General features: G+C 58.3%; 6 protein-coding genes. 5 read left to right on the forward strand and 1 reads right to left on the reverse strand.

Features of this window, described 5'->3' with window-relative positions; all coding sequences use genetic code 11:
* A partial coding sequence (locus AB4Z11_RS17070) for a diguanylate cyclase domain-containing protein (protein ID WP_442026435.1) occupies nucleotides 1-2,169 on the reverse strand: 2,169 nt, incomplete at its 3' end.
* 393 nt (nucleotides 2,170-2,562) lie between these two features.
* Here AB4Z11_RS17070 and AB4Z11_RS17075 point away from each other — a divergent pair.
* The 5 genes from AB4Z11_RS17075 to AB4Z11_RS17095 all read left to right on the forward strand — a co-directional run.
* Nucleotides 2,563-3,600 carry an NAD(P)H-dependent flavin oxidoreductase gene (locus AB4Z11_RS17075; protein WP_442026436.1) on the forward strand — a complete coding sequence of 346 codons (1,038 nt, stop codon included), beginning with the start codon at nucleotides 2,563-2,565 and terminating at the stop codon, nucleotides 3,598-3,600.
* Nucleotides 3,601-3,611: 11 nt separating this feature from the next.
* On the forward strand, nucleotides 3,612-5,234 hold the full coding sequence (locus AB4Z11_RS17080) for a GMC family oxidoreductase (RefSeq protein WP_442026437.1): 1,623 nt from the start codon (nucleotides 3,612-3,614) through the stop codon (nucleotides 5,232-5,234).
* A gap of 84 nt (nucleotides 5,235-5,318) precedes the next feature.
* A complete protein-coding gene (locus AB4Z11_RS17085) occupies nucleotides 5,319-6,089 on the forward strand; it encodes an ABC transporter ATP-binding protein (RefSeq protein ID WP_442026438.1) in 771 nt (256 codons plus the stop codon).
* Entirely contained in the window at nucleotides 6,089-6,796 is a 708-nt protein-coding gene (locus AB4Z11_RS17090; protein ID WP_442026439.1) for an ABC transporter ATP-binding protein, read from the forward strand. The genes AB4Z11_RS17085 and AB4Z11_RS17090 overlap by 1 nt, the downstream gene beginning before the upstream one ends.
* Before the next feature lie 40 nt (nucleotides 6,797-6,836).
* On the forward strand, nucleotides 6,837-7,433 hold a 597-nt coding region (locus AB4Z11_RS17095; RefSeq protein ID WP_442026440.1), incomplete at its 3' end, for an ABC transporter substrate-binding protein.

Consider the following 7,433-nt stretch of genomic DNA (forward strand, 5'->3'; position numbering starts at 1 on the left):
GCGGTTGCGCCCCTGCTGTTTGGCTGCGTACATGGCCTGGTCGGCGTTTTTGATGAGGGTTTCGGCGTCCTGGGCATCTTCCGGGTAAAGCGTAATGCCGATGCTGGCCGAAATTTCCGCCACTTCCTGGCCGAGGCGGAAGGGCGTGGACATATTGGTCAGAATATCCTGCACGATGCGCACGGCATCCGCGCTTTCCTTCATTTCGCTCAGGATGACGGTGAACTCGTCGCCACCCAGGCGGGCCACCGTATCGGTATTGCGCACGCTTTGCAGCAGGCGTTCTGCCACTTGTTTGAGCAGAATGTCGCCGTAGTCATGGCCGAGCTTGTCGTTGACGGCCTTGAAGCCGTCCAGATCGATGAACACCAGGGCCATGGGCAGGAAATCGCGGCTGGCTTTCTTCATTTCCTGGCGCAGACGGTCGTTGAACATGCGCCGGTTGGGCAGGCCAGTCAGAGCGTCGAAGTTGGCTTGCTTCCAGATCGCTTCCTCGGTTGCTTTCTTCTTCGTGATATCGGAGAACAGGGCGACGTGGCGTAGGGCTTTTCCGTCCTTATCGTAGACGGTGTTGAAGCGCAAAGCGACCAGGTAGTGATCGCCGTTCTTGTGCTGGTGCCAGATTTCACCTTCCCAGTGGCCGGTGTCGCTGATGGTCTGGCGCATGCGGCTGTAGAAATTGATGTCCTGGCCGCCGGAAGTCAGTTCGTAGGCCTGGTGGCCGATGACTTCTTCTTTGGCATAGCCGCTGATGTGGGAAAAAGCGGGATTAACCGACAGGATTTTGCCTTCAGCGTCGGTCACCATCATGCCTTCGCTGCTGTTTTGGTACATCAGGGCTGCCAATTGCATGGATTCTTCGGATTTTTTGCGCTCGGAGATGTCCTCCGCCATGACGAAAATTCCGACGACGCAGCCGCTTTCGTCTTTGTCGGGCACATAGGTGATGCCGTCACAGCATTCGACGCCATCGCGGACCGTTTTTCGTTCGAAATAGACCGATTCGCCACCGAATGCGCGATGCAAAAACGGCTGGGTCCGGACATACAGTTCGGTGCCGAGCACTTCAGCGACGGTTTTGCCGGGATCGGCAGGATACGGCAGGCCGAATATCTCGGTGAATTTGCGGTTGATGAAGGTGTAGTTTTCGAAGCGGTCGACGTAGGCGATGACGATGGGCAGGTTGTCGGCGATTAGCCGCAGGCGTTGTTCGCTCTGAGTCAGCTTTTCTTCGGTCGCAACCGTATCCACGTAGAGCGAGCGGTAGCGGTTTTCACGCTCTTCGAGTGCCGCAAACGCCCGTAGCGCCACCAGCGTTCCAGCGGCCATCAGGAGCAGGAACAGGATCAGGCCAATGCTGGCGATGGTGTAGTGGCGACGGGAAAGCAGGGCAACGCCCACATCCGAGCTGCCGGCGTTCACGACGAGCGGCAAATTCGGCAATTTTCGGTAACTGAACATGCGCGATCGGTTGTCCACCATGCTGGTCGCCTGGAATGTGCCGCTGTCGTCCTGCATGATGCGGTGGTAAATCGGCCATTTGCTGACGTCGCTGTTGAAGGTGCGTTCGAATTCGGGGGCGCGAGCGATGACGCGGCCATTTGTATGCATCAGGGTGATCGCAACATCGCTGCTGAGGCGGGCGTTTTCGAAGACCTCGGCGTAACGGGCCGCGTCCAAAGGCGCGACCAGAACTCCCAGGAATTCGCCATTCGCGTCTTCAACGCGTCGGCTGATGAAAAAAACGCGGCTTTTCGTGATTTTCCCGATGGCGGGACCACCAACAAAGAGTCCTGCACCAGGTTTCAGATGAGCCTGGAAGTAGTCGCGATCGGAATAATCCGTGCCGATGACAGCGGATTCGTCTGAGGAAGCGAAACCTTTTCCGCTGCTGTCGAGGAAGGCGAGCCAGAAATTGCCGTGAAAATTCGTTCTTCCAGCAGAAAGTAGCGCAGAAATGGCATCCGGCGTCCGATGCGGCATGGACTTAATTGCGTTTGCAAAACCAAGCAGGGAAACGTCAGCCAGCTGCAAGGAATACAGCACATGCTGAGACATCGCTTGCGCGTAATGCTGGGTCTGCAGCTTGATCGATTGTTCGCGTTCGTTGGCAGAGTAGTTCAGCTGCCAGGCGACGATGGCAATGGCCAGAGCAGCCAGAGCAAACATTGTGGCCAAGAGCCGTCGACGGAAGCGCAGATAGGCTTCCGAAGCAACCTGTTTCGGCTGTTGGTTTGGATATAACAAGGATTCCCCAGCTCGCTTGCATGGATGAACTTGCTGTTTTCAGTATAGCCACACAACGGCTGAGCGTTTTCGTTTACTTTAGATTAGTGTGTATACAAAATAGTAGTGGTTGTTAACAACCCCCACTTTCTGTGGATAAGTAGGGTTGGCAGTGAAAAATCAAATGTTTACGCGATGCATAAGCAGGCGCGTAAACCTTGTATGGACAAAGAACTGTTTTGGGACAATTTTTGCGTTCTCAACAGGGACTTTGTTTACTCACAAACCGTACCTGTGGATATTCATACGGTTATCCACAGCTGAGAGGGGCAAAAAATGGCTTTATTGGACCTTTTTCCTCATCCGATCATCCAGGGGCCGATGGCGGGCGGCTCAAATACGCCTGCCCAGGTGGCAGCCGTGTCGAACGCAGGGGCGTTGGGCTCGCTCGCCGCGTCGATGCTGACGCTGGATGCGATCCGCAATCAGGTGGCGGAGATTCGAAGGCTGACCAACAAGCCGTTCATGCTGAATTTCTTTGTGCAGCAGGTCCCCTCGCCGACCGAACAGGACGTAGAACGTGGGATTGGCTATCTGCGGCCGATCTGGGCATCGCTGGGCTGGTCGGAATTGCCGCGGCCGGCCAAATGGTGCGAAGACTTCAACGCCCAATTCGAGCTGTTGCTGGAGCTGAAACCGGCGGTGGCGAGCTTTACTTTCGATATTCTCAAGGCCGAGCAAGTCCAGCGCCTGCATGACGCGGGCATTTTTGTCATTGGTACGACGACTACGGCGGATGAAGCGCTGGCCTGGCAAGCCGCTGGCGCCGACGCTGTGGTGGCTTCCGGCGTGGAGTCGGGCGGTCATCGCGGCACCTTCATAGGCGATCAGACGGCGGCCACCTTGGGTGCGGTTGAGCTGCTGAAGGCCACGGTAGCGGCGGTGAACATTCCCGTCATTTCGGCCGGCAACGTCATGACCGGCGCGGATATCAAGGCGCGGCTGGCGCTGGGTGCCTCGGCGGTGCAGATGGGAACGGCTTTCCTGGTGGCGGACGAGTCGGGCATTCATCCGGCCTACAAGGCACGGCTGCTGAACCCGGGCAATACGCCGACCCGGCTGACCCGGTCATTTTCAGGCCGCTATGCACGCGGTCTGGAAAACCGCTTCATGAAGACGATGGCCGAGGTGGAAACTCAGGTGCCCGCCTACCCGGTTCAGAATGCGCTGACCGGCAGCATTCGCGCCGAAGCAGGGAAGCGGGGCGATACGGAATTGATGTCGCTCTGGTGCGGCACAGGCGTGGCGCGTGCACGGGCGATGGCGGCCGGGAAACTGGTGGAAACGCTGGTCGCAGAGATGCAGCAGGCTTAAGAGGAGAGATTTTGGAATCAGCAGGCCAGTACGACTACATCATCATCGGCGCGGGCACTGCAGGTTGCGTGCTCGCCAACCGGCTCACGCAAAACGCCAAAGTAGAAGTCCTGCTGATCGAGGCGGGCGGTAAAGACGATTACGTCTGGATTCACATTCCCGTCGGCTATCTCCACTGCATCGACAACCCGCGCACCGACTGGCTGTTCCGCACCGAGCCGGATGCCGGCCTGGGTGGCCGCAGCCTGATTTATCCACGCGGGAAAGTCCTGGGCGGAAGCTCATCCATCAACGGCATGATTTACATGCGCGGCCAGTCGCGCGATTATGATTTGTGGGCTGAACTGGCGGGCGATCCGAGCTGGCGCTGGTCGGAAGTCTTACCCCTGTTCAGAAAGAGCGAAGATCATCACGGCGGCGCCAGCGACTTTCACGGTGCCGGCGGCGAATGGCGTGTGGAAAAGCAGCGCCTGTCCTGGCCGATTCTGGATGCCTTCCGCGAGGCCGCAGCCGAAACGGGCATTCCGAAGGTCGAAGATTTCAATTGTGGGGATAACTTCGGCTGCTCTTACTTCGAAGTGAACCAGAAGCGCGGTATCCGCTGGAATACGGCGAAAGGCTTTCTGCGCGCAGCCAGCCAGCGCCCTAACCTGACCCTGATGACCGGCTGCCATGTGGAAAAGCTGATCATCGAAAARGGCGAGGGCGGTGCTGTCTGCAAGGGCGTGATTTTCACGGGCGACGGCCGGCAATGGACCGCCGAAGCCAGGCGCGAAACGCTGCTGGCGGCCGGTGCTATTGGCACGCCGCAGATCCTGCAGCTGTCAGGCATTGGCGCCGCAGAGGACCTGCACAAGGCCGGCGTCCAACCGCTGGTCAATCGGCCAGGCGTCGGCGCCAATTTGCAGGACCACCTTCAGCTGCGCATGGTCTTCAAAATTCAGGGCGCTAAGACTTTGAACATCCTGGCCAGCAACTGGTTCGGCAAGATGCGCATCGGGCTTGAGTATGCGTTGTTCCAGAGCGGGCCGATGTCGATGGCGCCATCGCAGCTGGGGGCTTTTGCGAAGTCGCATGCCAGCGAGGCGACGCCCAATTTGCAGTACCACGTGCAGCCCTTGTCGCTGGAACGCTTCGGCGAGCCGCTGCATAGCTTCCCCGCATTCACCGCGAGCGTGTGCAATCTGCGCCCTACTTCGCGTGGCCACGTGCGGATCGCTTCGGCCGATTCCTATGCGCCGCCTAAGATCACGCCGATGTATCTCAGCACGCCGGAAGACCGGCAGGTCGCTGCCGCCGCTTTAAATCTGACCCGTAAAATCGCCGCAGCGCCCGCGTTGGCGAAATATAGGCCGGAGGAATATAAGCCTGGAATTCACTTTCGGACGGATGAGGAATTGGCAGAAGCCGCCGGCGCGATCGGCACCACGATTTTTCACCCGGTGGGTACCTGCAAAATGGGCAAAAGCGACGATCCGCTGGCCGTTGTGGACAGCAAATTGCGGGTGATCGGCGTCGCCGGTTTGCGCGTGGTCGATGCCTCTGTCATGCCGACCATCACCTCGGGCAATACGAATTCTCCCGTCATCATGATCGCGGAAAAAGCCGCACTCGATATCGTTTCGTCTGCGTAGTTTTACTGTATTGCGTGAGCTTTAATAGTGTGTATTATCTAAGAAAAAATTTAGCAGGTTGTAAAGAATAACCGGGAGACATGGATGTCAAACTTCATCTTGGAAACAAGGAATTTGACCAAAGAGTTCAAGGGATTCACGGCCGTTAATGATGTGAATTTGAAGGTTCAACGCGGCCATATTCACGCCCTGATCGGCCCTAACGGCGCCGGTAAAACAACCTGCTTTAATCTGCTCACCAAATTTCTGGTGCCGACCTCGGGCCAGATTCTTTTCAACGGCAAGGACATCACGTCCGCCAAGCCGGCGCAAATCGCCCGCATGGGCGTGATCCGCTCGTTTCAGATTTCGGCAGTCTTCCCGCACTTGACGGTGTTGCAGAACGTGCGCATCGGCTTGCAGCGCCAGCTCGGCACGACCTTCCATTTCTGGAAAAGCGAAAGCAGCTTGAATCAGCTGAACGAGCGCGCCATGCAGCTCCTGGCTGAAGTCGATCTGACCAGCTTTGCCGACACCGTCACTGTCGATATGCCCTACGGCCGTAAGCGCGCTTTGGAAATCGCCACCACGCTGGCCATGGAACCTGAGTTGATGCTGCTGGACGAACCGACCCAGGGCATGGGCCACGAAGATGTGCACCGCGTGACTGAGCTGATCAAGAAGGTATCGCAAGGCCGCACCATCCTGATGGTTGAACACAATATGAATGTGGTGTCCGGCATCTGCGACCGCATCTCGGTGCTACAGCGTGGCGCCATGCTGGCCGAAGGCACCTACGCCGAAGTCTCGAAAAACCCGCAGGTGATGGAGGCTTATATGGGCACCGAAGCGACCGAACTGGTGGGGGCGCACTGATGGCGGCCGCACTGGAAATCAACAAGCTGCAAGCCTGGTACGGCGAGTCCCACATTCTGCATGACGTGAACATCTCGGTGAATCCGGGCGAAGTGGTGACCCTGCTGGGCCGCAATGGCGCCGGCCGTACCACCACCCTGCGCGCCATCATGGGGCTGACGGGCGCGCGCAAGGGCTCCATCAAAATCAATGGAAAAGAAGCGATCGGTTTGCCGACGCACAAAGTGGCCCACCTCGGCGTGGGCTACTGTCCCGAGGAACGCGGCATCTTTTCTTCGCTGTCCACGGAAGAAAACCTGATGCTGCCGCCGGCGCTGAAGACGGACGGGAAGGGCATGCCGGTGGAGGAAATCTACGAGATGTTCCCCAACCTGAAGGAACGCCGCAATAGCCAGGGCACGCGGCTTTCCGGCGGCGAGCAGCAGATGCTGGCCGTGGCGCGCATTCTGCGAACGGGCGCGCGCCTGCTGCTGCTGGACGAGATCTCGGAAGGACTGGCGCCCGTCATCGTGCAGGGACTGGCGCGCATGATCACCACGCTGAAATCGAAGGGCTACACCGTCGTGATGGTGGAACAGAATTTCCGGTTTGCCGCGCCGCTGGCGGACCGGTTTTACGTGATGGAGCACGGTCAGATTGTGGAGACTTTTGCTGCATCGGAATTGAGCGCCAAGATGCCGGTCCTGAACCAGCTGTTGGGCGTTTGAATGGGCATCTAAATCGAAAAACCACCCAGACGGAGACAATATGAAACGCACAGCTATCGCCACTACTGCCGCCGCCATTTGCGCTATGGGCTTCTCCTTTGCGGCACAGGCGCAGATTTCCGGCGACACCATCAAGATCGGCTTCATCACCGATATGTCCGGCCTGTATTCCGATATCGACGGCCAGGGCGGCGCGGAAGCGATCAGGATGGCGATTGCCGATGCGGGCGGCAACATCAACGGCAAGAAAATCGAATTCATCCAGGCCGACCACCAGAACAAGGCCGATATTGCCGCCTCCAAGGCGCGCGAATGGTTCGACCAGCAGGGCGTCGACATGCTGATCGGCGGCACCAACTCCGGCGCCAATCTGGCGATGGCCAAAGTGGCTGCCGAAAAGAAGAAAGTGTTCATCTCCATCGGCGCCGGCTCGTCGCGCCTGACCAATGAGGAATGCACGCCCTACACCGTGCACTATGCCTACGACACCGTGGCGCTGGCGCGCGGTACCGGCGGCGCGATCGTGAAGCAGGGTGGCAAGAGCTGGTATTTCATGACCGCCGACTACGCCTTCGGCCAGTCGCTGGAAAAAGATACCGCTGAAGTGGTCACCAAGAACGGCGGCAAGGTACTGGGC

It is taken from the genome of Pseudoduganella sp. RAF53_2 (assembly GCF_052113985.1).
Taxonomy (GTDB): Bacteria; Pseudomonadota; Gammaproteobacteria; order Burkholderiales; family Burkholderiaceae_D; genus Rugamonas.

Bases quoted from the DNA above. Each gene is read 5' to 3' on its own strand.
- AB4Z11_RS17075 (WP_442026436.1), top strand. From the start codon at position 2,563: ATGGCTTTATTGGACCTTTTTCCTCATCCGATCATCCAGGGGCCGATG.
- AB4Z11_RS17085 (WP_442026438.1), top strand. From the start codon at position 5,319: ATGTCAAACTTCATCTTGGAAACAAGGAATTTGACCAAAGAGTTCAAG.
- AB4Z11_RS17090 (WP_442026439.1), top strand. From the start codon at position 6,089: ATGGCGGCCGCACTGGAAATCAACAAGCTGCAAGCCTGGTACGGCGAG.